Annotated in this window: 27 protein-coding genes and 1 rRNA gene; 22 read left to right on the forward strand and 6 right to left on the reverse strand. The window is 42.1% G+C overall.

Annotated elements, in window-relative coordinates; genetic code table 11:
* The first annotated feature begins 10 nt into the window (after nt 1-10).
* From VJH67_02560 to VJH67_02585, 6 genes are all read left to right on the forward strand, one after another.
* Complete coding sequence (locus VJH67_02560) at nt 11-1,063, forward strand: AI-2E family transporter (GenBank protein ID HEY4516044.1); 1,053 nt, start codon at nt 11-13, stop codon at nt 1,061-1,063.
* Nucleotides 1,038-2,519 carry a methionine--tRNA ligase gene (gene metG / locus VJH67_02565; protein HEY4516045.1) on the forward strand — a complete coding sequence of 494 codons (1,482 nt, stop codon included), beginning with the start codon at nt 1,038-1,040 and terminating at the stop codon, nt 2,517-2,519. Before VJH67_02560 ends, metG begins: the two co-directional genes overlap by 26 nt.
* Before the next feature lie 79 nt (nt 2,520-2,598).
* Entirely contained in the window at nt 2,599-2,949 is a 351-nt protein-coding gene (locus tag VJH67_02570; GenBank protein ID HEY4516046.1) for a hypothetical protein, read from the forward strand.
* Nucleotides 2,950-3,384: 435 nt separating this feature from the next.
* A complete protein-coding gene (locus tag VJH67_02575; GenBank protein ID HEY4516047.1) occupies nt 3,385-3,648 on the forward strand; it encodes a hypothetical protein in 264 nt (87 codons plus the stop codon).
* Nucleotides 3,649-3,732: 84 nt separating this feature from the next.
* Nucleotides 3,733-4,542, forward strand: coding sequence for a TatD family hydrolase (locus tag VJH67_02580; GenBank protein ID HEY4516048.1), 810 nt, complete (start codon nt 3,733-3,735; stop codon nt 4,540-4,542).
* Nucleotides 4,543-4,557: 15 nt separating this feature from the next.
* Nucleotides 4,558-7,047, forward strand: coding sequence for a hypothetical protein (locus VJH67_02585; protein HEY4516049.1), 2,490 nt, complete (start codon nt 4,558-4,560; stop codon nt 7,045-7,047).
* A gap of 19 nt (nt 7,048-7,066) precedes the next feature.
* Here VJH67_02585 and VJH67_02590 read toward each other — a convergent pair whose 3' ends face one another.
* Entirely contained in the window at nt 7,067-7,852 is a 786-nt protein-coding gene (locus VJH67_02590) for a hypothetical protein (GenBank protein HEY4516050.1), read from the reverse strand.
* Nucleotides 7,853-8,039: 187 nt separating this feature from the next.
* Between VJH67_02590 and VJH67_02595 the strand changes: the two genes are divergently transcribed.
* From VJH67_02595 to VJH67_02610, 4 genes are all read left to right on the forward strand, one after another.
* The gene (locus VJH67_02595) at nt 8,040-8,522 is read left to right on the forward strand and encodes a 30S ribosomal protein S6 (GenBank protein ID HEY4516051.1); all 483 of its coding nucleotides are present in this window, start codon (nt 8,040-8,042) and stop codon (nt 8,520-8,522) included.
* A gap of 56 nt (nt 8,523-8,578) precedes the next feature.
* Nucleotides 8,579-9,037, forward strand: coding sequence for a single-stranded DNA-binding protein (ssb, locus tag VJH67_02600; GenBank protein HEY4516052.1), 459 nt, complete (start codon nt 8,579-8,581; stop codon nt 9,035-9,037).
* A gap of 76 nt (nt 9,038-9,113) precedes the next feature.
* Entirely contained in the window at nt 9,114-9,320 is a 207-nt protein-coding gene (gene rpsR, locus VJH67_02605) for a 30S ribosomal protein S18 (protein HEY4516053.1), read from the forward strand.
* Nucleotides 9,321-9,341: 21 nt separating this feature from the next.
* The gene (locus VJH67_02610; protein HEY4516054.1) at nt 9,342-9,701 is read left to right on the forward strand and encodes a hypothetical protein; all 360 of its coding nucleotides are present in this window, start codon (nt 9,342-9,344) and stop codon (nt 9,699-9,701) included.
* Between the two features lie 47 nt (nt 9,702-9,748).
* Here VJH67_02610 and VJH67_02615 read toward each other — a convergent pair whose 3' ends face one another.
* Nucleotides 9,749-10,345, reverse strand: coding sequence for an elongation factor P (locus tag VJH67_02615; GenBank protein HEY4516055.1), 597 nt, complete (start codon nt 10,343-10,345; stop codon nt 9,749-9,751).
* 45 nt (nt 10,346-10,390) lie between these two features.
* On the opposite strand from VJH67_02615, the gene VJH67_02620 reads away from it, so the two are divergent.
* Nucleotides 10,391-10,684 carry a hypothetical protein gene (locus tag VJH67_02620; protein ID HEY4516056.1) on the forward strand — a complete coding sequence of 98 codons (294 nt, stop codon included), beginning with the start codon at nt 10,391-10,393 and terminating at the stop codon, nt 10,682-10,684.
* A gap of 47 nt (nt 10,685-10,731) precedes the next feature.
* On the opposite strand, the gene VJH67_02625 is transcribed toward VJH67_02620, so the two are convergent.
* Genes VJH67_02625 through VJH67_02640 form a run of 4 tightly spaced genes read right to left on the reverse strand, consistent with a single transcriptional unit; the run spans nt 10,732 to nt 14,693 of the window.
* On the reverse strand, nt 10,732-11,064 hold the full coding sequence (locus VJH67_02625; GenBank protein HEY4516057.1) for a hypothetical protein: 333 nt from the start codon (nt 11,062-11,064) through the stop codon (nt 10,732-10,734).
* Between the two features lie 21 nt (nt 11,065-11,085).
* Nucleotides 11,086-12,132, reverse strand: a complete 1,047-nt coding sequence (gene recA / locus VJH67_02630; protein ID HEY4516058.1) for a recombinase RecA — start codon at nt 12,130-12,132, stop codon at nt 11,086-11,088.
* Between the two features lie 16 nt (nt 12,133-12,148).
* Nucleotides 12,149-12,544, reverse strand: coding sequence for a hypothetical protein (locus tag VJH67_02635; protein HEY4516059.1), 396 nt, complete (start codon nt 12,542-12,544; stop codon nt 12,149-12,151).
* Nucleotides 12,528-14,693, reverse strand: a complete 2,166-nt coding sequence (locus VJH67_02640; GenBank protein ID HEY4516060.1) for a DNA translocase FtsK — start codon at nt 14,691-14,693, stop codon at nt 12,528-12,530. The genes VJH67_02635 and VJH67_02640 overlap by 17 nt, the downstream gene beginning before the upstream one ends.
* Nucleotides 14,694-14,846: 153 nt before the next feature.
* Here VJH67_02640 and VJH67_02645 point away from each other — a divergent pair, with 153 nt between their 5' ends.
* From VJH67_02645 to VJH67_02695, 11 genes are all read left to right on the forward strand, one after another.
* On the forward strand, nt 14,847-15,503 hold the full coding sequence (locus VJH67_02645; GenBank protein HEY4516061.1) for a DeoR family transcriptional regulator: 657 nt from the start codon (nt 14,847-14,849) through the stop codon (nt 15,501-15,503).
* Between the two features lie 292 nt (nt 15,504-15,795).
* Complete coding sequence (locus VJH67_02650; protein ID HEY4516062.1) at nt 15,796-17,781, forward strand: peptidoglycan-binding protein; 1,986 nt, start codon at nt 15,796-15,798, stop codon at nt 17,779-17,781.
* Nucleotides 17,782-17,886: 105 nt separating this feature from the next.
* Entirely contained in the window at nt 17,887-19,224 is a 1,338-nt protein-coding gene (locus VJH67_02655) for a PKD domain-containing protein (GenBank protein HEY4516063.1), read from the forward strand.
* A gap of 188 nt (nt 19,225-19,412) precedes the next feature.
* Nucleotides 19,413-19,901: a 50S ribosomal protein L10 gene (rplJ, locus tag VJH67_02660; protein HEY4516064.1), complete on the forward strand. Its 489-nt coding sequence runs from the start codon at nt 19,413-19,415 to the stop codon at nt 19,899-19,901.
* 22 nt (nt 19,902-19,923) lie between these two features.
* Nucleotides 19,924-20,331 carry a 50S ribosomal protein L7/L12 gene (gene rplL, locus VJH67_02665; GenBank protein ID HEY4516065.1) on the forward strand — a complete coding sequence of 136 codons (408 nt, stop codon included), beginning with the start codon at nt 19,924-19,926 and terminating at the stop codon, nt 20,329-20,331.
* A 275-nt stretch (nt 20,332-20,606) separates the two neighbouring features.
* Nucleotides 20,607-21,194 carry a hypothetical protein gene (locus VJH67_02670; protein HEY4516066.1) on the forward strand — a complete coding sequence of 196 codons (588 nt, stop codon included), beginning with the start codon at nt 20,607-20,609 and terminating at the stop codon, nt 21,192-21,194.
* Between the two features lie 117 nt (nt 21,195-21,311).
* Complete coding sequence (locus VJH67_02675) at nt 21,312-21,530, forward strand: hypothetical protein (protein HEY4516067.1); 219 nt, start codon at nt 21,312-21,314, stop codon at nt 21,528-21,530.
* Nucleotides 21,531-21,533: 3 nt separating this feature from the next.
* Nucleotides 21,534-21,785 (forward strand): type II toxin-antitoxin system RelE/ParE family toxin, encoded by a 252-nt coding sequence (locus tag VJH67_02680; protein HEY4516068.1) that lies wholly within the window; start codon nt 21,534-21,536, stop codon nt 21,783-21,785.
* A 60-nt stretch (nt 21,786-21,845) separates the two neighbouring features.
* Nucleotides 21,846-22,424 (forward strand): hypothetical protein, encoded by a 579-nt coding sequence (locus VJH67_02685; protein HEY4516069.1) that lies wholly within the window; start codon nt 21,846-21,848, stop codon nt 22,422-22,424.
* Nucleotides 22,425-22,525: 101 nt separating this feature from the next.
* Entirely contained in the window at nt 22,526-23,212 is a 687-nt protein-coding gene (locus tag VJH67_02690) for a hypothetical protein (GenBank protein ID HEY4516070.1), read from the forward strand.
* A 486-nt stretch (nt 23,213-23,698) separates the two neighbouring features.
* Nucleotides 23,699-26,508: ribosomal RNA gene (locus tag VJH67_02695) — 23S ribosomal RNA — on the forward strand; the annotation flags it as partial.

Consider the following 26,508-nt stretch of genomic DNA (forward strand, 5'->3'; position numbering starts at 1 on the left):
TAATCTATTCATGGCTGTTTCTTCTCCCAAAATGACGAACATTGCTACGAGCACCATGTTTAGGGCTGTGCTGGTACTTCTTTTCTTTGGAGCTCTCTTCTACTTACGTGACATTGTGCTTGTGGTTATTCTCTCTATCGTGGTCGCTTCGGCTATCGAGCCGGGTACTCGCTTCTTGTCACGGCGTAATGTGCCGAGGCTTCTCTCTGTCATCTTGATGTATCTCCTCCTTATCGCTTTGCTTGCTGGCGTTTTTTACTTCCTTTTCTTACCGATTCTAAGCGAAACCTTAGGTTTTCTCTCTAGTTTACCTGGCTACTTGGGCGATCTTAAAGTGTGGAATCCACTTGAATCTTCTGGTTTTCTTGCTGACAGTCCTCTCCAAGAAATTACTAAAAGTTTTTCTCTGGTTGATATCGTCAGTCAGCTCGATACCGTTATCAATAAATTTTCTGGTGGCTTCTTCTCTACCGCCAGCGCTATTTTTGGTGGCATCTTTTCTTTCGTTCTGGTCATTGTTCTTTCCTTTTATTTATCGGTTGAGGAAGATGGTGTCGCTAGTTTTCTCAAAATTGTCATTCCTAAAAAGCAGGAGGCCTATATCATCGATTTGTGGCGCCGCTCTCAGCATAAAATAGGTTTATGGATGCAAGGTCAGCTGGTGCTAGCAGTCATTGTCGCTGTATTAGTTTTCCTTGGCCTCACCTTGCTTCGAGTGGAAAACGCCTTGCTTCTTGCTGTCGTGGCGGGATTGTTTGAAATAATTCCTGTATTTGGTCCTATTCTTGCTGCCATTCCTGCTGTCGCTATATCGATAGTGAGCGGTGGCATCGCTCCAGCTCTCCTTGTCATTGGTCTTTATGTCATCATCCAACAGTTTGAAAACCAACTTATTTATCCTCTGGTGGTCAAAAAAGTCATAGGCGTGCCGCCTATTGTTTCCATCCTGGCCATTATTATAGGTGGCAAGCTGGCCGGTTTTATGGGTGTTATTATTTCAGTTCCTATCGCCGCCGCTCTTATGGAATTCCTTTCTGATGTCGAAAAAAGTAAAAGTGCCTAAACCATTTTACATCACTACTACTCTGCCTTATGTAAATGCTGATCCGCATGTTGGTTTTGCCGCTGAAATTATTCGAGCTGATGCCGTTGCTAGATACAGGAAGCTTGTAGGACAGGAAATATTTTTTAACACAGGTACCGATGAACATGGTCAGAAAGTTTGGACTGAAGCTGGGAAACAAAACAAAAATCCTCAAGAATATGTCGACGAATATGCTCAAAAATTTATCGACTTGCTTCGAGTTCTCGATATTTCCGAAGAAGTACACTTTACTCGTACCACGAGTGAAGCTCACAAAAAAGCTGCTCAATATTTTTGGAAAGTATGTGCTGATAAAGGTGATATTTATAAAAAAGAATATAAAATAAAATACTGTGTTGGTTGTGAGCTTGAGAAGCAAGATTCTGATTTGGATGAAGGGGATAAGTGTTTAGTCCACCCACACTTGGAACTAGAAATCCGTGAAGAGGAAAATTATTTCTTTAAATTTTCAAACTATCAGAAGCCTCTTTTAGAGTTATATGAAAAGAATCCGAACTTAGTCATTCCCGATTTTCGTTTTAATGAAATAAAAAAGTTTGTCGAAATGGGTCTGCATGATTTTTCTATCTCTCGTCTCAAGTCAAAAATGCCATGGGGAGTGGAAGTTCCAGGTGACTCTGATCATGTTATGTATGTTTGGTTCGACGCCCTCGTAAATTACATTTCTTGTTTGGGGTGGCCCCCCTCTCCTTTACAAGGAGAGGGGTCGGGGGTGAGGTCATTCCAAAAATTTTGGCAGGAAGGAGAAACAGTTCAATACTGTGGTAAAGATAATTTACGCCAACAGTCCGCCATGTGGCAGGCCATGCTTTTGAGTGTTGGCCTCAAAAACACCGATCACATTGTCATCAATGGTTTTATAAATTCTGGTGGCCAAAAAATGAGTAAATCTCTCGGCAATGTCATTTCTCCATTTGATCTGGTTTCTGAATACAGCACTGATGCTCTTCGTTATTATTCTCTTCGTGAACTCTCAAATTTTGAGGATTCCGATATGACCATCGAAAAGTTTAAAGAAGCTTATAATGCTAATTTAGCCAATGGTTTGGGTAACTTGGCTTCTAGGGTTCTTACTCTTTCTCAAAAATATTTGGATAAATGTCCGGAAATTCCGGAGGAGTCCGATTTTGTCGAATACTTCAAATTCTACGAGAATTTTGATTTAAATGGAGCCACTAATTATGTTTGGAATGAAATAGGTAAACTAGATAAATTTATTCAAGAAACTGAGCCATTTAAAGTAGTGAAAGTGGATGAGGTGAAGGGCAGGGAACTTATCTCTAAAATGGTGCAGGATCTTTATACTATTGCTAGGATGCTAAATCCTATAATGCCAGCGACCAATGTTTTGCTCAAAAAATTAATCAAAGAAAACAAAGCTCCCGAAACTCCGCTCTTTCCTAGGAAAAACTAGGTAACTCCTAATATTAGGGTCTTTTTAGAATACTTGCTTTTCTATGGTATATATGCTACAATGTATACTAGGAGGCTGTATGAGACTAGTGGTGTTTGCTCTGATTTTGATGGCAGGAGCCGGAGGCTTCTACCTTTACCAAAATCGCGAGGAGGTGTATGGTCAGTCGTCCGACCTGCCTCGCGGTTGTGTCGGGGAGATAGAAAACCCCGATAAGACATTGCTTTGTGACGAGGCCCACAAGGTCTCGATGCGGGTAACGGACGGTGCGTGCCACAAGGTGCGACTGCACGTCGCAAAGCACGCTGAAATCTACACTCGTGTCCCCGGCGCTGTGGAGATGGTGCGCGTTGTCAAAGGTGATGGCACTCAGGTTTGTGCGCGAGGGCCTCATCCGATCATAGAAGTTTGGGCCAAAGCGATTCCATAGCGCTAGCGCCATCCAGTAACTGCTTCCCCCTGAGCTCTTGGTTGAGCTTGGGGGGACTTTCTTTTTATCTGATATTTAAGGATTGATTTTAAATATAGAAAGTGGCATATTGTTCCCAGGTGCTCTTTTGCACTAGTCTAGTTTTGGAGGTCCTCCCCCGTGGTTACAATTGAAGGTATTTCTGTGGCAACTTCTTTAGCGGTTCCTCAGCCGCTCCTAGTGTTCGAGTCCAGCTTTTACATTCCAGCCCTCGATTCGAGTCTGTCCTCACATCGCTTTGGCAGGATCGAGGGTTTCCGTCGGGACCCAGATTTTCATCGCGTGGTTCCTACAAGAGAGGGCCCCACTTTTCGCAGGGAATGCCTGGCCTACACTCTAAACAAGGGTGGCTGTATCTCTCTGGATTTGGTCCTTGCCGCTTACGGTTCTCCCGAAGTGACCGCGGAAGAACTTTCCGCTCTAGCCATCGAGAAAGGCAGCCACCTTTCATTCAGGCAGATGGAGTGGATTCACGCTAACAGGCGGTCGCTCCTCATGGAGCGCGACAATCTTTTCCTTGGTCGAAGCAAGGACGGAAGCATTATGATTTTCGGTCTACGCCAAGAAAGGGATAAGTGGCTTGTTGGGCCTTCCCCCCTTCGAGCCGGTGAAGTGTGGAATGCAGGCACATCCTTTTTCATGCTCGAGTCCTGGACGTAGTTCCTAGCGGCCAGTCCCGCCATCTTTTACAGGGTGGCGGGGCGGTTCTTTTACATTTTTTGTAGTTACCTATACTCTATTGTTATGAATTTAAATTACATCGACATACACTGCCATCTTGATTCTCCTGATTACGGAGAGGAATTACCCAAAGTTTTAGAAAGAATGAGAGAAAAAAATATTGGGGCGATCACCATTGGCACTGATCTGGAAAGCTCTCGCCGAGCGGTTCATATTGCGGAAGAAAACGAAAATATCTGGGCTTGCATCGGGGTGCATCCGATTCCGACTCCCTCTCCTTCGCAAGGAGAGGGTTGGGGTGAGGTCCAGCTTGAATTCGAAAAATTAATCCAATCCGCCAGCCGGCGGACCAAAGTCGTCGCTATCGGTGAATGTGGCCTCGATTTTTTCAGAGTCGCCCCAGAGAATTTGGAAAAAGAAAAAGAAAGACAAACAGCACTTTTCAGAAAACAAATCGAGTTTGCTTTAAAGTACGACAAGCCACTGATGCTTCATTGTAGGCAGGCGTACGATGAGGTGCTTGAAATCCTGGAGGAGTATAGGGGAGCAAAGCTTAGGGGAGATTGTCATTTTTTTGCAGGGAATGTAGATCAAGCCAAAAGATTTGTTGAGTTGGGTTTCTCTTGCTCTTTCACTGGGGTCATTACATTTACTCATGATTACGATGAAGTTATAAAATCTTTGCCCCAAGATATGATTATGTCTGAAACCGATGCCCCTTTTGTCGCTCCAGTTCCTTATAGAGGCAAGAGGAATGAGCCAAGCTATGTCGCAGAAGTAGTAAAAAAGATGGCTGAAATAAGGGGAGAAGAGCTAGAAAATTTGGCAAAAGTGCTTGTGCACAATGCAGAAAGGCTTTTTGGTTTAAAATGATAGAATGTCTATATCATGAAAAAAAGCATTTTCTTTCTTATTTTGCTCACTCTCTTTCTGGTCCCGTCAACCGATAAAGCTGAAGCAGTCGGTTGTCCTGAAGGCTTAGATTTATTTTCCATCACTACGGGAGTCGCTTGTAGAAAAGTTTATTTTCCAGGGGACACTTTGCCTCCAATGTGTAGAGAAGATCAGAAATATAATTTTATGGATATTTTTTGTCATTCTTACATGAAGACTAATCCTTTGTTGCCAGGACAGGAATTGGGGATGCCCGACCAATTTAATGTCAGACAATCAAATGGTGCTTTCCCAGCTGGTTATGGTTGGTTTAAGTATGGAAATTCTGTCGTTTGGAATGGACCTGGCCCTGAACCTTCTATCAAGCCAATAGCAGAAGATGGATCTCAGGTATGTGATGCCGTGAGATCTCTTATTGCCGGGAGAAATGTTTTTGAAACTAGGCCCAATAATGGCGTGGGTCTATTGGATTTCGGTGATGCGAGTAGTCGTTATGATTTTGAGGGAGCTCATGCTTGTAACTTGGAATGGACAGCAAGACAATGTGGTTTAACTATTCCTGATGTTGTCGCAAACAAGGTTTTTGATCCTTCTTACCTCGGTACTTCTTATCGCACTTCTTGCCAATCTGCGACTGATCCTGCGGGTGCCCCATCGAGTAGTTCTGGTGTCGGTAGTGGTAATCAGGTGCCGCCACCTAGCAGTAATCAGGTTTCTCCTCCATCTACCCAAACTCTGCCTCCTGTTTCTGGAGCGGGTGGCCCAAGCTCTTATGTGAGTGGGGCCTTGGGCATAGTAAATACTACCCTTGATCGGATTCTAAATCCGAACAGAACTCCAGCTAATCAATCTCAGGGTACTAGCGTTACTATAAATGTAAATAAGCTCAACGTGCGATCTGCCTCGAATACGACTGCTCCTGTCGTAAGGCAGTTATCGAGTAACACTACCTATGTGCTTTCCTGTTACGTTTTAGGAGAAACAGTTGATGGTTCAAACAAGTGGTGGAAAACTGTTGATGGTAATTATGTTTGGGGTGGGGGGGTTATAGAAAGTTCGGGAGGAGCTACTCTCTGTGCCGGCGCAGTATCTGATGTTCCTGTAGTCCAAGCGCCACCTTCTAGTTTTGTCACACCTCCTTTAGTCAGTCTTCCTAATGCAGGACCATCGATAGATGCTGAGCCTCTTTCAACCAAATTTACGTCTGGTCAAAAAGTTCAAACAAATTCCAATTTAAATGTAAGAGGTAGCGCTTCTGTAAATGGGACTTTACTTGGATTACAAAATACAGGTTCGACAGGCACGGTGATAGGAGGTGGGTTATTTGTCGGCGGCTATTATTGGTGGAATATAAATTATGATAATGGTGTCGATGGCTGGAGTGCAGAAAGTTTCTTAAATATTTTCTCCGCATCTCCACCTGTGGCTGATTCTACTCTTCCTCCACCTCCTCTTCCTAAAGATGTTCCACCTCCTGGAGCGAGTTCTGTTACGAATAGCAATATTGGAATTTATTTCTGGGGAGGTACTCTCGATAGTCCTGGTTCAAATATCATCCAAGCTGGAGCAAATTTAGTTAAAAATCTTGGAGTGGATAAAATACGTTTTGCGTTAAGTGTTAAGTCGGACAAAGATTATAGTGGAGGGGTTATGGTTAGTAATTTCTCTTTAGTCAACCTAGCCAAAAGAGATGATTTTACTTCCATCATATCCGATCCCCAGTTTAAGACGATCATGATCACTGCTTACGATGGAGTTTCTTTACCGCACGAATATATCCCAAATCTGCTAGATCCAGCTTTTATGTCGGCAAGTAGTAATATTGAAAAAATAAAGAATGAGTACAGAGATTTGGCCAACTACCTGAAGGGTTTTTCTGGAAAAACATTTATCATTTCAAACTGGGAGGGCGATAATACTGTCTACTGTGGTTCTTCTTACGACACTACTGCTGAAAAATGTCCCAATCATGCAAATAATATAGAAGCTTTCAGAAGGTGGGTAAACGCTTACGCCGATGGCATCAGGCTTGCGGGAGCGAGTAATGTTTTTAGCGCTGTCGAATTCAATCAAGTCAATCTTTTAAAAAATAAAGGTTTGCCGAGCATTCTCTACGATGTCGTACCACAAGTGAATACTGATTATGTTTCTTACTCTTCTTACGAATCACTTGACCCGATCATTTCTGGTAATGGTGGCAATACTCTTTCTACTGATATCGACACTATTATTAGTGTTTCCGGTAGACCTCTAAGTAAAATTATAATTGGTGAATATGGATTTGCGCGTGGAACGGCCGAACAAAATAAAGGTTATCTGAAGGTTGCTACCGAAACTATTCAAGCAAAAGGAGTTCCTAATTACTTTGTCTGGGCTCTTCTCGACTATCCTTCCGGTTTCGGTCTTGTTTATCCTTCAGGAGCAAAGACCCCTGCGGGTACATATGTATGTGAAGTAGCTGGCGGGGTAAACTGTAGTCAATAGGATTTGGCGTACGCTGTTTTTATTTGAGAACTTTTTTTAGGGCTGGCTCTTGAATAATAAGGTGACCACTACCAAAAGCCACGAAGATACTTTTACCCTCATTCCAATATCTTTCGATTTCTGAAGCGACATTTGCATCTCTCAAATCACTTTGAGCTCGTGCAATCTTATTTACAGCAGTTTCGGTTCTATTTGGATTTACTAAATCATTAAAATTGTCGTTTTGGTCAAATTCTTTTCCAATATTTTCTTTATATAATTGTTTCATTCTTTCAAAAGAAGTGTCCATACCTTCCCAAATTTTTCTTTTATTTTGAGTTTCGAGCCAAGAAGAAGTATATTTTTCAAAATCAGGCTTTGGGTCAGATTGTCCTCTCCATTGATTCGCAAAACTTAAAAAATAATATAACAGAACAACCTCTTTTGAATTATTAGGAAGAAGTTTAACTAAATCATTATCTATAATATCAGGACAGTCTACTGGTATATTGGCCTGGTGAGCAAAGAAGGTGACCAGTCCTGCTTCCGAATCTTCCTTAATCGCTTTTTCCTCGTTATTCGCAGGTCGTCGCAAACCACCCTCTACTAATACAATTCTGTCTCGGTCTTCCGTGGATTTTAAAAACTTATTCCAATATTTACGAAGTACTGAATATTGAGAGTCATTTGGATCTCTTGAATGATTCGCTCCAAAATAAAAAAGTAATTGTTTATAATTCTCGATCTCAAACATAAATGGTGCCCGGCCATGTTTTTTATGGACCTCGCGGTATTGTTCTCTGGGAAGTAAAAGGGATATATCCATATATATGTAGGTTACATATTATATCAGACAGATTGAAGTGCGACTTCCTCGCTGTATCATATTGTAAATATGCCAAATAAGTGTTAATGTGGCTTCTCGGGATCGAAGTGGCAATTTTATAATAACAACCATTTCTCCCTCTTATCATTTTTGCAGAAAGTGTTGAGGGGTCCCCCGAAATTAATATATGAAAGATACAGAAGCGAAGAGGGAAGTTTATGAAGTGAGTTTTCATTGTTTACCGACTGCAGAGGAGGTAGGAGCAGTCGAGGTAGCTACAAAAATAAAGTCTGCCATAACTGAAAGGGGAGGGGAAGTAATTTCCCAAGGGGAGGTAGAGCCCATGACTCTCTCCTATGAGATGGTTAAAAAGATAGATTCCAAGAACCACACGTTTTCCAAATCTTATTTTGGGTGGGTGAAGTTTGAGTTGGATACAAATCTCTTACAAGAGATCAAATCTCTTATTGAATCTCTTCCAGAAATTCTTCGTTATCTTCTAGTGAAAACGGTTAGAGAAAATACCATGCCATATCCTAAGGCTCCTTTAGCAAGGAGAGAAGTTCCAGAAATTAAGGAAGAAGTGTTGAGCGCTCCAATCGAAGTCGAGAAGAAAGAAATTTCCGAAGAGGAAATTGATAAAAGTATCGACGCTCTTGTTGTAAGTTAAATGATTGAAAATTATACTTTATAAACATTTGACTTTATAACTTTAAAACTTAAATCATGTACATCAACAAAGCAATCCTCTATGGCAACCTCACTCGCGATCCAGAGTTGCGCTCCCTTCCATCCGGTTCTCAAGTTACGGAGATAGGGGTGGCCACAAACAGAGTTTGGAAGGATAAGAACGGAGCTAAGCAGGAATCAGCTGAGTTCCACAATGTTGTCGCTTTCGGCAAGCAGGCAGAACTGATCGCTCAATATCTTCGTAAGGGTCAGCCCATCTTCCTCGAAGGCAGGATCCAAACTCGAAGTTGGGATGCCCAGGATGGTACCAAAAAGTACAGGACTGAAATCGTGCTTGATAATTTCCAGTTCGGGCCTAAGTCTATGGGTGGAGGAGCTTCGACTTACGATAAGTCAGCTTCAGCAGTTCCTGCTAAAAAAGAAGAGGATAAAAACAATAGTTCAGTGATCGATTATCCAGAGGAAGAAGTAAATGCTGAGGATATCCCGTTTTAGAAACTAATTAAAAGAAGCAAAGATGGAAAAAAGAAAAAATTAATCTTTCCATCTTTAAATCTTTCCATCATTCAATATGAAATCAAATAACTGTTACTTCAAGCAGAATGGCATCAAATACATAGATTATAAAGATACGGAACTCTTGAAAAAGTTTCTCAACCCTCATGGCAGGATACTCTCTAGTAAGAGGACTGGTACGTCAGCCAAATATCAAAGACTTCTATCCGAATCTATAAAAAGAGCTAGATTCATGGGCTTGCTTCCATATATCAGTAGATAAGAAGGGTGTTATCATTAATGAATGAGAGAAAAGCTTCAGCTTAAGAAGATAATCTTAGCCGCTCTTTTTGTTGCTCTAGGCATTTTGATTTTGAAATTCTTACCCATGATTATTTGGGGCAAGGGAATACTTTTCGATGCTTCCCTACATATCGCCACTGCTTGTCTTGCCCTATACATTATTTGGTTTTTTGTCGATCAGAATGAAGAGTGGCACTTACCGTTTTTTGTCTTCAGTGCTCTTATCCTCTTTGTTATATCTGTTCAGCGCATTATAGCCGATGCTCATAACGACATTGGCCTCCTCCTCGGCTTGCTTATTGCAGTTGGTTCCGTTGCTATTGTCGAAAGGAAAAATTTGAAAGGGAAGGTTAAGTTTTGATCATACTCGTCCGCCCTTCGGCCTGCTGGCCTCAGGATCTCACTCGTCTACACTCGTTCGACGTACTCTCCAGTTTCCGTGTTGATTCTTATGATGTCACCTTCGTTTACGAATAGGGGAGTATTGACCGAAGCACCACCTTCTACTGTTACTACTTTGTTACCACCTTGAGCGGTATTGCCCTTAGTCGAAGGTGGCGCTTCGGTTACTTTCAATTCTACCTTGATCGGTAATTTCATTCCTATGATTTTTTCTTCAAAAATCAGCGCTTTAGCTACGGCATTTGTTTTTAAAAATTTGGCTCCTACGCCTACCTGCTCTTTTGTTAGAGGGAATCTTTTTGAAGCATCTTTTACTTCATTGAACCAGTATTCGCCCTTGGCTTCATAAATAAATTTTATATCTTTACTCTCAAGCTCGGCTTCTTCGGCTTTTTCAGAAACATGAAAAGAGTTCTCTGTTATTCTTCCGGTAATCAAGTTTCGTAGTTTGGTAGCGTTCACAGGCTTCCTCTGTTGTTTTCTAAAAACATGGGCACTCAAAACCTCCCATGGCTCTCCATTAAAAATAATAAATTTCCCGACTGTAATTTCGTTGTATTCTAACACCTCAAAACTATAGCCTAAAATAAGGCCAATATACACTTGACTAATATAGCAAAAAGGTGTATAATTGAAGTAGAGGTGGTTATGACCCAAGAAGAGATTTTCGAGATGGTTTCTGATCTCTGGCGGGGACGAAAGTTGTCCTTGTCAGAACGTGAGTATTCGGCAATTACTGCCAATACTGCCGACGCCAATGAGGCGGTTCGGAAAGCTTCGGTCTACTTTTCCGTAACTGAGGATGTTATATACGGGGAGGTAGAAAATGTACGAAGCAATACCCACGACCAGAGGCAGTGGATTAAGCAGTCAAGGCAGGAACGCCAGATGATTCTTTCTGGAGGAGTGCCTCCCTCTGTGTTTTATCAGAGATGGCGCTAAGAACAAACCGGCGAGAGCGGGAAACCAGCTCCACCGGTTTTCTGCTTTTATTTTATTCCAGCTTTATGTTCTAGGCGTGCTACTCTAGAATTAAGATTACGAATTTCATTTTGCATGAGTGAGGAAACTCTCATAAGCGGCCCAAGTATTTTTTCAATAGCTTCCAATCTTTGATCCACAGTTCTTAATTTGTTATCAATATTGAATAATGTTGTGTTTATTTCATCTTTGAAATCTCCAAACTCTGTTTTAGAAACCATATTGTCAAAACCATTTTTGGCAGAAATAGCCAAACTATCAACAGTATCAGAAACATCGTTGATAGATCCAAGGATTTCTCTCAAGGTAGGCTCTTTTGTTTTAACTGCTTTCTTTTTCATGATTGCCAATTATATCCTAATCTAAACTTCCTTCAACTTTTCTCTTATCTCTTTTAATATCCCATCAGAAAGTTTCTTGTCTTCTTTTAGGAGTTGGCGGGCGGCGTCGTAGCCACGGCCGATGGTAGTTTCGCCGTATTTGTAAGAGTTACCCGATTTTTGAATAAGGCCATATTTTTCTCCGAGAGCTAGTATTTCTCCTTCGGTAGAAATACCCTCGTTATACATTAAGTCGAACTCGGTTTGGCGGAAAGGTGCAGCTACTTTATTTTTCACCACCTTTACTCTGCACCTACCTCCCATCACTTCCTCGCCTTTTTTGATTTGGGCGATCCTTCTTATGTCTAACCTTACAGAGGTATAGAACTTGAGAGCTTTGCCTCCCGGAGTCGTCTCTGGGTTGCCGAACATCACTCCGATTTGCATTCTTATCTGGTTTATAAATATAACAATGGTTTTCGATTTCGAAGTAATGGCTGTCAGTTTGCGTAAGGCTTGCGACATCAGCCTAGCCTGCTTTCCCATGTGTTGCTGGCCCATCTCACCTTCGATTTCATCTTTTGGAGTAAGAGCCGCGACTGAGTCGATCACGATCACATCTATTTTTGCTGAACGCACCAAGGACTCGACTATCTCGAGAGCCTGCTCTCCAGTATCAGGTTGTGATACAAGTAGGTCGTCTATCTTTACACCTATTCTTTTGGCATATTCTGGGTCGAGGGCATGTTCTGCATCGATGAAGGCGCAGATACCTCCCTGTTTTTGAGCTTCAGCTATTACATGGAGAGATAGAGTAGTTTTCCCTGATGATTCAGGTCCAAATATTTCAACTATCCTACCACGTGGTAAACCTCCTACACCGAGGGCGGCGTCGAGGCCGATCGAACCAGTAGGCACTACTCCTACATCTACTTTTGGTGCTTCGCCCAGTTTCATCATCGCCTCATCTCCAAATTTATTTTTTATTTCACGCAGGGCATCGTCGATTTTTGTCGATCTTGAACTTGTAGAGTCTGTTTTCTCTACTTTCTTTTCTGTCTTTTCTGATGTTTCTTTTTTTCTTAACATATTATTTTTGTTAGGATTATTCTAATTCTGTTTCTGTGCTTGTGCTCACTTTATCGTTATTTTCTATCCACTCAGGAAAAGGCCCATTATAATAAAATTCTATCTTCTTTGATACACTTTCTCCAAACCGATCTTTCACTTCTAGTACCAGTACATTATATCCCGGATAAGCCAAAATCTCTTCTGAAAAAATACCCTCTTCGTTGCTAAATATAGGGTAGTCATTCAGGGTTATAAAGGAGGCGTTATCTACGATTCCGGCTACTTTTATTGGGTTTTGGTTCAGTGTGGCTCCAGAAGAAGGCTCTATTATTTCGATGGTGGGTCCTGTCAAAAGGTTTCTGCCGCTCCACAGGCCATAAATGCCGATTATGATCAAAACTAGGACTCCTATTTTAGTTTTGTTTTTCATTTGCGGTTTCTTCGGTAGGGAATTCAGTATTTTCTGGCAGGGTACCCTCAGGCTTTATTAGTACATCTCTTGGCTTGGCTCCTTCTCCCGGACCTATTACTCCTCTTTCTTCCAGTATATCCATTAGTCTTGCTGCACGAGCATAACCGACTCGTAATTTTCTTTGTAGATATGAAGTCGAAGCTTTACCCGCTTGGATCACTATTTCTTTAGCTTCACTATATAAATCATCCTCATCATCTCCGTCAGCGTCACTACCTATAGTAGAGGAAAAAACTGCATCAGCTTTTTTGGCCGCTTCCATATCGATCTCTCCCGGTAATTCATCTTCATATTGTTTTGCTAGGTATTCCACTACATTTTTTACTTCCGTTTCTGAAATGTAAGGCGACTGTAAGCGGATAGGTTTCGACATCTCGCCTGAAAGGTAAAGCATATCTCCCGCTCCCAAGAGTTTCTCTGCTCCCGCCGCGTCGAGGATGGTGCGAGAGTCTATCTGTGAAGCCACCTGCAAGGCAATTCTGGATGGGATATTGGCTTTGATCAATCCGGTGATTACGTTGACGCTCGGTCTCTGAGTCGAAAGTATGAGGTGGATGCCGACGGCCCTACTCATCTGAGCCAGGCGTACGATAGCCGATTCCAGTTCTCTCGGGTAAGCCTGCATGATATCAGCAAGCTCGTCGATTATTACCACAATATAAGGCATAGTTTCTCCTCCTTCTATATTTTTATGGTATGAAGCGATGTCGCGCACCTTACTTTTCTCTAATATGTCATAACGTCGATCCATTTCTTTGGCTGCCCATTTCAGAGCCATGATAGCTTTCTTTGCGTCAGTTATTACCGGTGTAAGAAGGTGGGGGATTTTGTTATACAGAGTGAGCTCCACTCTTTTAGGATCGATCATTATAAATTTCAAATTGTCTGGAGTGTTTCTAAACAAGAGTGAATTGATGAGTACGTGTATGGTGACCGATTTTCCAGAACCAGTTGCTCCTGCGATAAGGAGGTGGGGCATTTTGGCTGTATTATCGAAATAACCGAGGCCGGAAATGCTTTTACCTAGAGCGATGAGTAAAGGTTTTTCCGAGTCCTGATAAGTTGGTTCCGAAAGTAGTGAACCTAGGCCTACTGTCGTTTTTGCGCTGTTTGGTATTTCTATACCGACAAGTGACTTACCTGGTATCGGGGCCTCTATCCTGACTGGGTGAGCAGCTAGAGCAAGCTCTAAATTATTTTGCAGCCCAAGTATTTTTGAGAGCTTCACTCCCTCAGCCGGTTTCAAGGTATAACGAGTGACTGATGGACCGATCGATATTTCGTCCATCTCAACTACGATACCGAAGTTCTGTAGAGTCCTCTTTATGATGTTGGCATTGGCTTTGATGTCCCCGACTCCTGGTTTGCCCCTGTCTTTTTCTAGGAGTGAAAGAGGTGGAGGACTGAAAGCTCCCTTTGAATATGTCTTAGAGTTCAGTCCAAGCTCACCAAATTCTTTGTCTCCCACTGTCTTCATAGGTTGGAGTGGTTTTTCTAGCTTCATGTCTGATTGGGCCTTATCGTCAGGTCGTATGGCGGCAAGTGATTCTTTCGATAATTTAAGTGGTTCGTCTTTATCTTTAGATGCCCCCTCTTCAGCATTCTTTTTCTTAAATAAGAATGAAAATATTTCTGATAGGCTAAATGCAAAATCGAGCATGGCTATAAGCGAAGCTACCGATATGGCTACGAGTATTATAGATGTGGCATATATGTCAAAAAGTTTTAAGAGTGGGGTAGAAAATAAGTTACCTACGACCCCTCCTTTTCCTGAAAGGCCTAAATTTATAAGAGAGAGCGATGAAATAAAGAAAACTACCGCGGCTATTATCTGAGTCTTGCCTATGGGTTTTACTCTAGCTTTGGCATAAGCTCCTCCTTGGATCAAGAACAAAATTGGCAAAAGGAAATAACCTACTCCGAATAGGTAGTCGAATAAGGAAAAGACTCTGTCGCCAACGAATCCAGCTTTATGAATGGAGGCCAGTATAAAGAATAAGGTTAGGGTAAAGAAACATATGGCTATCATCCAACCGGTAGTTTCTTCTCGTAGGTTGACCTTAGAAACAATTCCATCTTCAACCTTTTCTTTCTTATTTCTACCCATAGATGAATATAATATCACAGGAGTGTTCACAAACTGCTTGCACTAAGGGCCGACCTGTATTATTGTCCTTTATGAGGGTTTTTAGGGACACTTGATTTTTAAAAGACAATATGATACAATATAAAAGACAGTTTACAATAAATATAAAATACGATGTCTTTTATTAATGAGCTTTACATACACAACAGATCGGAAAAACTAGTAACGGCTATTTTTCTTGTACTCAAATTTATACCAGATTCAAATAAGTTAAAGCCTAAAATTGAAGATTTAGCCTTAGAATTAGTATCCAGCACTGCCTCTTTAAAGGACAATTTTTCTTATGAAAAATCTAAGGTTCTTTCTGTTATTGAGACAATATTGCTGCAACTTTCTTCTTTGATAAACATCTCTTCAGTATCAGGTTTTGTCTCAGAGATGAACGCTTCAGTCTTAAAAACTGAATTTGACTCCCTGATTAAGACTGTAAACCAGTCGGTTAAAGATAATGATCTCAATACTAGAATAGGTAATAATTTCTTTGAAAATAAAGAAGTAAATACTCTAAATCAAGTAAATCAAAAATATGCCTTGAATGTTCCAATAGAAAAGTCAGTAATAATAAAAGACAAAAATACTAGAAGCGAAGCTAGGGAAAAAGCCATCATTGATACAGTTAGAGAAAGAGGTGAGATCAGTATAAAGGACATAGCTAAGAATATCAGAGGTTGTAGTGAAAAAACAATACAGAGGAATCTGATTTCGCTTATAGAAAGTGGCGTTTTGAAAAGGACAGGCGAAAGAAGGTGGAGTAAGTATTCTATTGCATAAGTAGTGAACTCCTAACCTTTAAATTGACTATTTGCCTCAAAAATGCAATGATAGTAGCAATTACCTTTATTGGTACTTGAAGTTTCGTAGCCGTTATCCACAATGGTTTTTGCGATAACTTGTATCAATAAGGTATTATTTTACAGTCGAAACGGCTTTCTTGGCTTTTAATTTTTAATTAAAGTCAGGAAACCGAATTATAAAATGCAGAATTATAAAATGTAGATTAAATTTTTTTATCTCACCAAACTTATTAAAATAAAAAGGTGATTTAAAAAATTCAAAAATTAGAATGATATCAAAATCAAAAACCGCAAGAGTTGTCGCTGGGTTTGTAGGTATCGCTATGGCTTTGTCTTTTGCTGTTCCAGCAGGAGCACAGTCTGTAGCTGAACTTCAAGCTTTAGTAAACAGCCTTCTTGCACAAATAAATGCTCTTCAGGTACAGATTTCCGCTCAAGGTGGATCTATGGGAGGAGCATCATTTACTAGCGATCTTACTATCGGTTCAAAAGGAGCTGATGTAACTGCTCTTCAGACTTGGCTTGTAGCTAAAGGTTACTTGTCTATGCCTGCTGGTGTAGCTATGGGTTACTTCGGTGCTCTTACACAGTCAGCTGTTGCTAAGTTCCAAGCTGAAAACGGAATTTCTCCAGCAGCTGGATATTTTGGTCCTATCACTAGGGCTAAAGTAAACGGTATGGCTGGTACTGGAACAGGTACTGGTACTGGTACCGGAACTGGTACTGGAACAGGGATATCTACTCCTGGAGTAGAAGGAACAATCAGTGCTTCTTCAAACAGCGCTGGTCTAGCTTCGACTGCTTACGAGGGTGATAGCATGGCTCCTATCTTGGGTATCAAGGTAGAGGCTAAGAATTCAGACGTTGCTGTTCAAAGAATCAAGTTAAGAATGGATGAAACAACCAACGGTACTGACACCATGTTCTACAACAAGATATACAAGAAATTGTATGTAACTGATGGTACAAATGTACTCGCTTCTGTTGACCTTAACTCTGGAACAGTTGTTAAGGACGGTAGCAACTACTACATCACTATCGCTGGTTTCAATCTTGTGATTCCTAAGAACAGCTCAAAGACTTTGGTCATAAAGGCTGATCTTCACTCATCGATTGACTCTGCTGATTACAGCAACGAAGTTTATCAACTCGGTCTTGCTGCAAACGGTATAAGAGGCGTTGATGGTGCTGGTATCGATCAATATGCTGGAGGTACTACTGATAACGGTATAGCTAGGACTACTACTATTGCTGCTACTCTAGTTGACTCTGCATCTATCATCGTTACATTGAATACATCTTCACCTAGAGTGCAGGATGTTATCTGTGCCGGTGCTGCTACTGAAAACGAGTGTGATAAGCTCACTCTCCTTACCTTCGATGTGAAGGCTGAGAAGGATGCTGTTACATTGACTGATATAAACATCGCTATCGCTAAGACTGTTACTGGTGCTGCAGCTGCGAGTGCATCTTCTACTGTTTACCTTTTCGAAGGTTCTACAGAGCTTGATAATGCTACTCTTTCTGCAAACACTGCAGTATTCGGCGATTTCGATTACGTAGTTCCAAAGGATACAACCAAGACTTTCACAGTTAAGGCTGATATCCGAAGTGCTACTGCTGCTCGCGCAAGCTTCGTAGCATCAGCATCTTCAACTGGAATTACAGCTGAAAACTCTGTAGGAGACTCAGTCTCTACAAAGAGTGGTACAGCTACTGGTTATTCGATCGGTGTAAGAGATGTTGGTCCTGAGATCACATTGGTCTCGAAGAGTATCGTAGCTCAAGGTGCGCCTCAAGCTAACGGAGCTACCACAAACGTTTCAACCTCTACTCTCACAGCTACATTTAACGTAAAAGTTAAAGCTGTCGGAGGTGCGATTGAATTCGGTACCAACCAATCTACTACTAGTCCATTCGTGTCTAGTACTACTGGATTCGGTATTTACAGGAACGGTGCGGTTGTGACAGACGTAGGTAGTAACTCTACATCTACTTCTATCACTATCCCTACGACCTGTTCTACTTCTGGATTTACCAACAGCTGTTCACTCGCTGAAGGTGCAGAAGTTACAGTACCTCTATCCTTCCAGTTCCAAGGCAGAACACTTCTTGGAGGTATCCTTACTAGCGGACTCTACTCGATTGATATTGCTCGTATCAACTGGATCAACCCAGCTGATGGCGTAAGCACTAACTCGACTTGGATGTCTGGTGAAGTTGACTGGAGAACTTCTGATGTAAGCTTCCCTTAATCGGGTCTCTTACTTCGCTTTCTCCTAGCTTCTGCTAGGGCAAAACCCCACCGTAAGGTGGGGTTTTGCTTTGTGTCTATTTTTAACTTTGTATATAATTTACGTATGAGATTCTTTAATAAAACTTTCTTCAAGTTTACTTTAGGTTTTCTCTCCATTGTTTCTCTTAGTCTTCTTCTTTTGCTTGCTGTTTCCGTCTATGCCGCCGAAGTTTCAAAAATATCTTTTATTACAGAAGAAGTTTCTGTTAAGCCGAATGAAATTTCAGAAGCCATAACCATCCAAAGCCAGGACTCTTCAGGTGCTTCTTTGCAAACTCCAGAAACTATTGATCTGGAATTTCTTTCCACATCAAGTACTGGAGAATTTTTAAATTCTGCAGGCAATCCTGTGAGCAAAACCATGAGTAAAAATACTGCTAACAGGACTTTTTATTATAAGGACTCTAACATAGGCACTCATACTTTATCGGTCAAAGCTGTCGGTAGGGATTCGCAGAGAGAGTGGAACACTAGTCAAAAAATAACAGTTTCCTCTGGTGCCTCTACTCCTTCTGCGAATCAAAATCAAACTCAAAACCAAAACAACTCAAATTCCTCTGGTGAGGTTTTAGGTGAAGATTCTGAAGAGGATGGTTCAAGTCTGTCCTCTACTGGAGGACCTTCTTCTCCTCAATATGGTTCACAGGCTTCATCTCTCGAAGTTCTAGCTGGGCGTGACAGAGTCACTGCTCCAGGTAGTCCTCTCATGTTTCAGGCTTACGTGAAGAAAAATGTTAACTCAAACTCTTCTCTCGAATTCGACTGGTCGTTTGGCGATGGTAATGTCGGTCGTGGGGCTATGGTCTACCATACATATATCCATCCAGGGGATTATGCAGTTGTCCTAAATGTTAATTCAGGAAGTAATTTTTCTACTAGCAGATTGAAAGTGAAAGTAGTTTCTCCTAGGATGTCAGTCTCAGCCAAAGAAGGTTATGTAGAAGTTTCTAATGAAGGCAATACTGAAATCAATTTGTTTAACTGGAGGCTAGAGAGCGATGGCAGGGGGTTCATTTTCCAGCCTGATACGATTATTTTGCCTCATTCCTCAGTCCGTTTTGAAAATTCTTTATTGGGTATGAAATGGGCCGAGAGTGAGGGTACTGCCCTCCGGGATTCTTTCAATAGAGTATTGACTAGTGAGCCGGGCCTCTCTGCGCAGGTTGATAGGGATAAGGGTAACGATTTCCTACTAGAACTTGGATTAATCCGCAATCAGGCTATTTCTTTGAGAGATAAACTTTTAGCTCTATCGTTACCTACTCCTATTACTGTGACCGATATTGCAGAAGAAATTCCTCAGGCTGAAGCCGCCGCTACGGTCCTTTATGAATCTGAATCCGATGAAAGGGAATCTGGCAAAGGATTGACAAATTTTATAAAAAGTATATTCTCTGACTAAAGCTTCGAAGACCACTGGTTTATCCTGAGCGTAAGCGAAGGGCTGTAAAATTTCCGGTGCAGTAGCAAAACTATTTTTGCTTTTCTCGAGCTTGGTCGGTTCTAAGAATTTTCAGACTTTCTGTTTGAAAATTAAAAATTAAAAACCAGCCCGACGAAGTCATTCTGGCGGGTTGTAAACTAAAAATCGTGCCAATAAATAAAGAAAAAAAGAAGGAGATAGTTTCTGATCTTAAGAAAGCGATGGGTGACGCTAAGTCTATGGTGTTCGTGAATTTCCACGGTCTTTCTGTAGCTGATTCTAGTGTCATGAGGAAGGCTCTTAGAAAAGAAGATGTAAATTTTTCTGTCGCTAAGAAAACTTTGATCAAGATAGCTCTGGATGAAGTTGCCCCAGAAGGTGAGAGGCCGGAGTTCAAGGGTGAGCTTGCTCTCGCTTGGAGCGACGACCTGCTCGCTCCCGCAAGAGGCGTTTATGAATTCCAAAAGAAATTCGACGGTAAAATATCTATTCTTGGAGGAGTCTTTGAGAAGAAATATATGTCGGCTATCGAGATGCTAGGCATCGCTTCCATTCCTCCTCTTGATGCCCTGAGAGGGATGTTTGTAAATATTGTAAATTCACCGATACAGAGATTTGCAATAGCATTGGGTCAGATAGCAGAGAAGAAGAATTAAAAGAAAAATTAATCTTAAAATTATGTCAGAAGAAACAACAGAGATAAAAACAGAAGTAGTAGTGCCGGAAAAATTCAAAAAAATTGTAGAAGAAGTGGAAAAGATGTCTGTTCTTGATTTGAACGAACTTGTGAAAGTTTTTGAAGCTAAGTTTGGTGTTAGTGCGACTGCTGTTGCCGCCGCTGGTCCTGCCGCCGCTGGTCCTGCCGCTGAAGAGAAATCGACTTTCACTGTCGAGCTTGCCGATGGTGGTGCACAAAAGATTGCTGTTATCAAAGTAGTGAAGGAGCTTCTTGCTCTCGGCCTGAAGGATGCGAAGGATAAGGTTGATGGCGCTCCAATAGTACTTGTCGAAGGTATGAAAAAGGAGGAAGCCGAAGCCCTCAAGAAAGCGGTAGAGACGGCTGGAGGTAAAGTAAATTTGAAGTAAGCGAAGCTTGCTGAAAGTAACTTTACCGAAGGCCGTAGTTTGATGAGGACGAAGGTGTCTGAGTCAGCAGACGAGGACAAGGATTTTCCTCCCCAGGCAAATTCTGCCAAGGAGGTAACTAACTACCAAAAAAGCCCTGTTTCAAGGGCTTTTTTGGTACCCATATTTATCCCTATTTTTCTCCTTGACTTTATACCAGAATGGGTGTATAATTAAGAACAGAGATTAGTCCTAAGTTGTGCATTCTAAATTCAGAGGAAAGGATACGCAGAAAGATGTTGCTGATAATCGAAGATACTTTGCGGCACCAGATGGCGGCCAAGACCCAGTTTCCGGAAGCCAAGGTCGTCAACTATGACGAGGCTTACAAGATTTTGGAGCAAGCTCAGCCGGGAGAAATTTCGGCTATTCTTACCGACCTGCATTTTAAGGTCGAGGTGAATCGAATCATTCCATCGGCTGGTTTCTACTACCCGGAGAACTTGGAGGCGATCGGTAAGCAATTGCCTTTCGGTCTCGCCTTCGTACTGAAGGGGATCGAGCTCCAGACGCCGGTAGTACTCTACAGCGATACCGATCATCATTCAGACCTCGTGACGGGGCTTATGGATATGTTCGGTCGCAATGACCAGATTTCCGATCCAAAGTTCTTGCTCCTACGCGATGGCGGATGTGAGATGGCCAAGGACATGTACTGGGACGGGAAAGGGATCGTCTGCGAGGAGCTGCCATCTTGTGCGGGAGGTTCCCATGAGATTTGGGAACAGTATCATGAGAAGATGAAGGGCAAAGAGAAAGTCAAGGACTGGCGACACGCTCTCAATCAACTCTCGGAACTGACGCAGAAATCCGCACCGGCCTGACCAGCCACTCCCAATGGTCGACGGGCCCCACTTCGGTGGGGCCTTTACTTAATAATCCTAAGGTTTCTCCTTAGGAAATTTTTGTAAAAGTGTTTTTGATTTGATACAATGGGAAACATGTTGACTACTAGTCTAAAAGGCATAAGAAATATAAAGAAAGTCGGTGATTTGCCGGCAGTCATTATTTCTTTGTCTGAATATGAAAATATGAGGGAAGATTTGGACGTACTTCACTCTAAGACTTTAGAAAGAAGTATAGAAAAAACTAGAAAGGAAATAAAAGAGGGCGGAGTAATTTCTCTGAAAGAAATAAAAAAAAGATTAAAGATCAAATAATTTATGAAAGTTGAGTTTTCTAAATCAGCTTTCCGTGAATTAAAGAAGTTTCCGAAGGATATTCAGAAAAGAGTTATTAATAAAATTGAATTTTACTCTGAACAGAGTGATCCTCTGAAATTGGCAGAGCGTATGATTGATGTAAAGTTTGGGAGCTATAGATTTAGAATTGGAGATTATCGGGTGATTTTTGATATTATAAAAGGTAATATTTTTGTTCTCAAAATAGGAAACAGAAAGGATATTTATAAGTAAAAACAAAATCCCCAGATGGGGATTTTGTTTTAGGAGGTAAAGTGTGTAGAATGCACCCCTATGCCAGAAGAGTTAGAAAGAATTTTTGGGAGTGGGGTAAGAGTAAAATTGCTCAAGTTATTTTTGTTTAATCCTAATTCTTCATATTCTGGAGCAGAGGTGGCTGATAGATCCAAATCCACAATAAACTCAGTAAGGAGAGAAATGGGAAATTTAGAAAAGTCTGGATTGATTAGAAAATCTAAGATTTTGAAGAAAGGTAGTAGCACCTGGTCTCTCAATCAGAAGTTCCTATACATCAAAGCGCTAAACGATTTCTTCTCGTCCTCTGAACTTTTGGGTAATAAGCAGATAGTTTCTAAAATATCTAAGGTGGGGAAAGTGCAACTCCTTTTGATTTCAGGTATTTTTATCAAAAATCCTGAATCACGAGTCGATATTTTTATTGTCGGTGACAATTTCAAAAAAGGAGCGTTATCGAAAGTTATTGGTATTATCGAATCTGAAATGGGTAGAGAAATACGCTATGCCTTTTTTACTACAAATGATTTTAAGTATCGTTTTGCCATGTTCGACAAGCTTATCCGCGATGTTTTGGATTATCCTCATGAAAAAGTAGTAAACAAACTTAATATTTAAGCTTATCTCTTCTCAGATAAGGTATCCACATATTTTATTGCGTAAGTGTTCAAAAGGGCTATATTTTATTGTGTAATTATAAGTAATTAATAATAATAGATATGACAGTAACAACATGGAGCCAAGTCCTAACCGATTCTTTTCAGGACTTATGGGTAGGGGTAATCGGTTTCGTTCCTAATCTTGTCGTTGCGATTCTCATTGCCGTTATTGGCTGGGCTATCGCCGCTATTTTAGGAAAGGTAGTTTCTCAAATTATCAAGTCTCTAAAGCTTGATGATGGTTTGCGTAAGGCGGGCGTAGAGGATTTTCTTACTCGTGGAGGTATAAGCCTAAACTCAGGTTCCTTCCTTGGGGGCCTAGTAAAATGGTTTATTTTCCTAGTTTTCCTTGTCGCCGCTCTCGATGTTCTTAGTCTTGATCAGGTCACTGATTTCCTACGCAATATTCTTGACTACATTCCTCAGGTAGTCGTCGCTGTTCTTATTCTTCTTGCGGCTGGGATCATCGGTGATGTTTTGAAGAATATCGTTGTTTCCTCAGCAAGGAGTGCGGATGTAAAGTCTGCAGGATTCTTAGGTAGCGTTACCAAATGGTCTATCTGGATTTTCGCTATTCTTGTCGCTCTGACCCAACTTGGTATTGCCCCTATGATCATCAATACCTTGTTTACCGGATTTGTAGTCGCTCTCTCACTTGCTTTCGGTCTTGCTTTTGGCCTTGGTGGTCAGGAAGTAGCAGGTAAAGCAGTAGAAAAAATGAGCAAAGAACTAGCTCATAAAGACTAATAAGTATCTTTAATTTCCTTTAATTTAAAGACCAAAAATCCCTTGAAAACTCAAGGGATTTTTGGTATCCACAGGATTTCCCCATAAATTAGCGCTAGATTTGACAGGCTATTTTATATAAGTATACTTGTTCCTGTACTTATGATGAATATAAAAAGGCTCAAACGGGATAAAAGATAGAAAACTATCGCGTTTTCTCTTAGTCCCGCGAAAGCGGGTTTTTTGTTCTCATCGTAGGCACTGAACTTTGACAATAGCATGCCATCGCAATACGACTTTCTCCTAATCCGCCAGCTGGCGGAGAGGGAGAGGGGTCTTTTCAGTATTGTAGGTGGATTGAAAATCCTGATCCCGAACGTAAGTGAGGGAGAAGGGCTAAGAAAATGTAAGAAAATGTAGGTTGCCGTATGGTTTCATACGGCAGGATAAAATAAAAAATCCCGCCTAGCTCGCAAGAGCGAAGTGGGAGAGGTTTTTAAATTTCCTAATAGGAAATTTAAGGGCGTATGGTGGATGCCTTGGCTCCAATAAGGCGATGAAGGACGTAGCTTGTCTGCGATAAGCTTCGGGGAGGTGACTAGCAACCTGTGATCCGAAGATTTCCGAATGGGGAAACCCATCCTGACGTAAGTCAGGATATTTTACACTTGATGTAAAATGCGCACCCGGGGAAGTAAAACATTTCATTACCCGGAGGAAAATAAAACAAAAGTTATTCCGTGAGTAGCGGCGAGCGAAAGCGGAGAAGCTCAAACCCCCACTTCACTGTGTGCTTCGCACGACAGTTTCGCGGGGCAAGCTCTTAAATTTAAGGGCCTGCCCCGCGGAACTCGAAGCGGAGCGTAGAGTGAAGTGGGGGGGTTGTAAGGCAGAGACGTTGTGTTTACACAAGAGAAGTTAAAAAATTATTTGTTAGAAGAATTTGCTGGAAAGCAAAGCCCCAGAGGGTAATAGCCCCGTAGTCGAAAATAAATAATCTTCTTTGTCTCTGTTCTTGAGTACCTCGAGACACGAGTAGCTCGGGGGAATCTGCCGGAACTAACCGGTAAGGCTAAATACTTATGGAGACCGATAGTGAACAAGTACCGTGAGGGAAAGGTGAAAAGTAGCCCGATGAGGGCGGTGAAATAGACCTGAAACCATATGCCTACAAGGAGTCGGAGCGGACGCGCAAGCGTTCCGTCACGGCGTGCCTATTGAAGAATCAGCCAACGAGTTAATGTATGCGGTTGCCTAAGGAGTGAACCTCTGGAGGCACAGTGAAAGCGAGCGTGAATAGCGCGAACTAAAATCGTATATATTAGACCCGAAGCCAGGTGAGCTTGCCATGAGCAGGGTGAAATGACTCGAAAGAGTCATGGAGGCCCGAACCCGTTCGTCGTTCAACGCGTTGGGATGACTTGTGGTAAGGAGTGAAAAGCTAATCGAACCTGGTAATAGCTGGTTCTCTCCGAAAGAGCTTTTGGGTTTGCGTCATATGTTCCCTTTGGGGGTAGAGCACTGGAAGGTCTGGACAGGGCGAAAGCTCGCTAGACCTATCAAACTCCGAATACCAAAGGTTAAAGTATGGCAGTTAGACGGTGGGGGCTAAGCTCCACTCGTCAAAAGGGAAACAGCCCGGATCTCAATTTAAGGTCCCTAAATCATAGCTAAGTGCACTCAAGGTGGTGGAATTTCAGAGACAATGAGGAGGTTGGCTTAGAAGCAGCCACCCTTAAAAGAAAGCGTAACAGCTCACTCATTCAGAGATTCTGCGCCGAAGATAATCGGGGCTAAGCTATGTACCGAAACTGAGGGCTTCTTTGTTCTTAGGAACGAAGGAGCGGTAGGAGAGTATTCCGCTCTGTTGTGAAGGCAAAGGGGTGACCCATGCTGGAACGTGCGGAAGTAAGAATGTTGGCACAAGTAACCGCAATGCAGGTGAAAGCCCTGCACGCCGAAAGACTAAGGTTTCCTTCGCGATGTCAATCAGCGAAGGGTTAGTCGGGCCTAAACCGATGGCGAAAGCCGAAGGTGATGGACAGTGGGTTAATATTCCCACACCTATATATGTAGTGATGGAGTGACGAAGTGCAGTATGCGAGGCGCATTATTGGATTTGACGTTCATGTTGTCAGAATACGATTCAGGAAAATCCGAGTCGTTCCGTTTAATCGGGCATTCAAGCAATGTGGCAATCCGGAGCTTCGGCAAAGGAGAGTTCGCAAAGCGCGCTTTCAAGAAAAACTTCTAAACTTATACATATATAGACCGTACCGTAAACCGAAACAGGTAGTCAGGTCGAGAAGACCAAGGCGAACGAGTGAGAGGTCCCCAAGGAACTCGGCAAAAAAGCGACCGTAACTTCGGGATAAGGTCTGCCCCCACCACTTTGGATGTTTCTAAAGTGGAGGGAGAGCAAGAAGAATCGAGACAAAATTAAAGCTCTCTATCACTAAAAGCACGAAGTGTCTAAAGTGGTGGGGGCCGCAGCTAAAGTATCTCTGGCGACTGTTTACCAAAAACACAGCTCCCTGCGAACACGTAAGTGGATGTATAGGGGGTGACACCTGACCAATGCCAGAAGGTCAAACATCGACGTCTTTTTGTCGCAAGATGAAGAGGTGATTGATGTAAGCCCTGGTGAATGTCGGCGATAACTATAATCGTCCTAAGGTAGCGAAATTCCTTGTGTGGTAAGTTCACACGCGCACGAATGGTGTAACGACTGGAGAACTGTCTCGGGGACCCGCTCGGTGAAAATACAATACCGGTGAAGATGCCGGTTTCCTGCAGTTAGACGAAAAGACCCCAGAAGCTTTACTGCAACTTGGCATTGAGGGTATGTTTTTACTGCGTAGCATAGGTGGCAGAGGTTATGTGCATGGTTTCGGCTGTGTAATACTCGTCAGTGAAATACCACTCTGTATTGACATACTTTCTAACCTCCGCGGAAAAAACGCGAAGAGACAGTGCCTGGTGGGCAGTTTTAGTGGGGCGCTATCCTCCTAAAAAGTAACGGAGGAGTCTATTAAGGTCAGCTAGCCGTGAATGGAAACCATGGCGATAGTGTATAGGCACAAGCTGGCTTAACTGCGAGGCGTGAGTGCCGAGCAGATGCGAAAGCAGAGCTAAGTGATCCGATCGTACGCGTTAGACGCGGCGAAAGCTCATCTGACAAAAGCTACTCTGGGGATAACAGGCTGGTACCGCCTAAGCGTCCATAGCGACGGCGGTGTTCGGCACCTCGATGTCGGCTCACCTTATCCCGGGGGTGGAGAAGCTCCCAAGGGTTTGGCTGTTCGCCAATTAAAAAG

The sequence above is a fragment of the Candidatus Paceibacterota bacterium genome, from assembly GCA_036517255.1.
Lineage (GTDB): Bacteria > Patescibacteriota > Minisyncoccia > Phycocordibacterales > WO2-35-19 > DATDXE01.

Bases quoted from the DNA above. Each gene is read 5' to 3' on its own strand.
- VJH67_02685 (HEY4516069.1), top strand. From the start codon at position 21,846: ATGCCAGAAGAGTTAGAAAGAATTTTTGGGAGTGGGGTAAGAGTAAAA.
- recA (HEY4516058.1), bottom strand. From the start codon at position 12,132: ATGTTAAGAAAAAAAGAAACATCAGAAAAGACAGAAAAGAAAGTAGAG.
- rplL (HEY4516065.1), top strand. From the start codon at position 19,924: ATGTCAGAAGAAACAACAGAGATAAAAACAGAAGTAGTAGTGCCGGAA.
- VJH67_02650 (HEY4516062.1), top strand. From the start codon at position 15,796: ATGATATCAAAATCAAAAACCGCAAGAGTTGTCGCTGGGTTTGTAGGT.
- VJH67_02585 (HEY4516049.1), top strand. From the start codon at position 4,558: ATGAAAAAAAGCATTTTCTTTCTTATTTTGCTCACTCTCTTTCTGGTC.
- VJH67_02570 (HEY4516046.1), top strand. From the start codon at position 2,599: ATGAGACTAGTGGTGTTTGCTCTGATTTTGATGGCAGGAGCCGGAGGC.
- VJH67_02635 (HEY4516059.1), bottom strand. From the start codon at position 12,544: ATGAAAAACAAAACTAAAATAGGAGTCCTAGTTTTGATCATAATCGGC.
- VJH67_02690 (HEY4516070.1), top strand. From the start codon at position 22,526: ATGACAGTAACAACATGGAGCCAAGTCCTAACCGATTCTTTTCAGGAC.
- VJH67_02625 (HEY4516057.1), bottom strand. From the start codon at position 11,064: ATGAAAAAGAAAGCAGTTAAAACAAAAGAGCCTACCTTGAGAGAAATC.
- ssb (HEY4516052.1), top strand. From the start codon at position 8,579: ATGTACATCAACAAAGCAATCCTCTATGGCAACCTCACTCGCGATCCA.
- VJH67_02640 (HEY4516060.1), bottom strand. From the start codon at position 14,693: ATGGGTAGAAATAAGAAAGAAAAGGTTGAAGATGGAATTGTTTCTAAG.
- VJH67_02655 (HEY4516063.1), top strand. From the start codon at position 17,887: ATGAGATTCTTTAATAAAACTTTCTTCAAGTTTACTTTAGGTTTTCTC.
- VJH67_02645 (HEY4516061.1), top strand. From the start codon at position 14,847: ATGTCTTTTATTAATGAGCTTTACATACACAACAGATCGGAAAAACTA.
- VJH67_02680 (HEY4516068.1), top strand. From the start codon at position 21,534: ATGAAAGTTGAGTTTTCTAAATCAGCTTTCCGTGAATTAAAGAAGTTT.
- VJH67_02590 (HEY4516050.1), bottom strand. From the start codon at position 7,852: ATGGATATATCCCTTTTACTTCCCAGAGAACAATACCGCGAGGTCCAT.
- rpsR (HEY4516053.1), top strand. From the start codon at position 9,114: ATGAAATCAAATAACTGTTACTTCAAGCAGAATGGCATCAAATACATA.
- VJH67_02580 (HEY4516048.1), top strand. From the start codon at position 3,733: ATGAATTTAAATTACATCGACATACACTGCCATCTTGATTCTCCTGAT.
- VJH67_02620 (HEY4516056.1), top strand. From the start codon at position 10,391: ATGACCCAAGAAGAGATTTTCGAGATGGTTTCTGATCTCTGGCGGGGA.
- VJH67_02560 (HEY4516044.1), top strand. From the start codon at position 11: ATGGCTGTTTCTTCTCCCAAAATGACGAACATTGCTACGAGCACCATG.
- VJH67_02595 (HEY4516051.1), top strand. From the start codon at position 8,040: ATGAAAGATACAGAAGCGAAGAGGGAAGTTTATGAAGTGAGTTTTCAT.
- VJH67_02675 (HEY4516067.1), top strand. From the start codon at position 21,312: ATGTTGACTACTAGTCTAAAAGGCATAAGAAATATAAAGAAAGTCGGT.
- VJH67_02670 (HEY4516066.1), top strand. From the start codon at position 20,607: ATGTTGCTGATAATCGAAGATACTTTGCGGCACCAGATGGCGGCCAAG.
- VJH67_02610 (HEY4516054.1), top strand. From the start codon at position 9,342: ATGAGAGAAAAGCTTCAGCTTAAGAAGATAATCTTAGCCGCTCTTTTT.
- metG (HEY4516045.1), top strand. From the start codon at position 1,038: ATGTCGAAAAAAGTAAAAGTGCCTAAACCATTTTACATCACTACTACT.